Consider the following 1377-nt stretch of genomic DNA (forward strand, 5'->3'; position numbering starts at 1 on the left):
CAGGGCCCCGGAGTAGTCCGCGAATGTCCTTTTTGGTCTGATCTTGTTCTGGGGGCTGTGCCCGGATGAGGAGCGAGCACGACACCTGTGGATCATGAAGTTGTCTACGCTTCAAGACTCACCAAGGGTGTCGTGCTCGCTGTGTCATCATCGCTCATTGCCGGGGCGGGTCACGCCGCGGCTGCCTCCGTCGGTGCCGGTTCGCCGCCTGCGGGCTTGCTGGACCGGTTGGCGCAGGTCGCTGACCCTCGTGATCCTCGTGGTGTGCGGTACCGGTTGGCGACGTTGCTGGCGATCGGGGTGTGCGCGATGAGCGCGGCCGGCCACAATTCGCTGACCGCGATCGCGGAGTGGGTCCGACGCTGTGAGCAGCGGGAACTGGCCCGGTTGGGTTGCCCGTTCAACCCGGTGACCGGCCGGTACCGGGTTCCGGACGAGCGGACCCTGCGTGACGCCTACGCCCGGGTTGATCCGGCCGTGCTGACCGGCGTCGGGTACGGGCACCTGGCCGCGCTGGCCCGCCCTGCGATCGCGGCGGTGACTCCGGACGGTGTCGGTGAGCGCGAACAGCGTCGCGCCCACCGCGCCGCCGCCACCGATCGGCCGCGCCGCGCCGCCATCGCGGTGGACGGTAAGTGTCTACGCGGCGCGAAACGCCCCGACGGCAGCCGCGTGTTCATCCTGTCCGCCGTGCGTCACGCCGACGCGGTCACCCTCGCCGCCCGGCAGATCGCCGCGAAGACCAACGAGATCGGCGAGTTCGCGCCCCTGCTGGACCAGATCGGCGACATCGACCTGACCGACGTGGTGATCACCGCCGACGCGATGCACGCGCAACGCGCCCACGCGGTCTACCTCGTGCAGCAGCGTCACGCCCACTACCTGTTCACCGTCAAGGACAACCAGCCCACCCTCGCCGCGCAGCTGCGGCGCCTGCCCTGGAAACAGGTGCCGATCCTGCACCGCCAGAGCAGTCGCGGCCACGGCCGCGCCGAGATCCGTGAGGTTCAGGTCGTCACCGTCGATGACGTGATGTTTCCCCACGCCCGTCAGGTCGTGCGGATCCGCCGCCGACGCCGCGCTCTGGGCACGAAGAGGTGGACCAGCGAGGTCATCTACGCGATCACCGACCTCCCCACCCACCAGGCCCGACCCGAGGAGATCGCCGTCTGGGCCCGCGAACACTGGACCATCGAGAACAGCGTGCACTGGATCAGAGACGTGACTTTCGGCGAGGACGCCAGTCAGGTCCGCGCCGACAACACCCCCGCCGTCATGGCCGCCCTGCGCGACATCATCCGCGGCACGTTCCGCCTCACCGGCTGGGTGAATACCGCCAGCGCCCGCCGCGCCCACACCATCCCCACCGCAACCCTG

Annotated in this window: 1 protein-coding gene; it reads left to right on the forward strand. The window is 69.5% G+C overall.

The features are described 5' to 3' along the window. Window positions 1-132: 132 nt before the first annotated feature. Window positions 133-1377: ISAs1 family transposase (locus tag ACFHWY_RS28515; RefSeq protein WP_416583331.1), on the forward strand; the 1245-nt coding region annotated here is incomplete at its 3' end.

Origin of the sequence: Micromonospora sp. LOL_024, assembly GCF_048060415.1 — a bacterium.
Lineage (GTDB): Bacteria > Actinomycetota > Actinomycetes > Mycobacteriales > Micromonosporaceae > Micromonospora.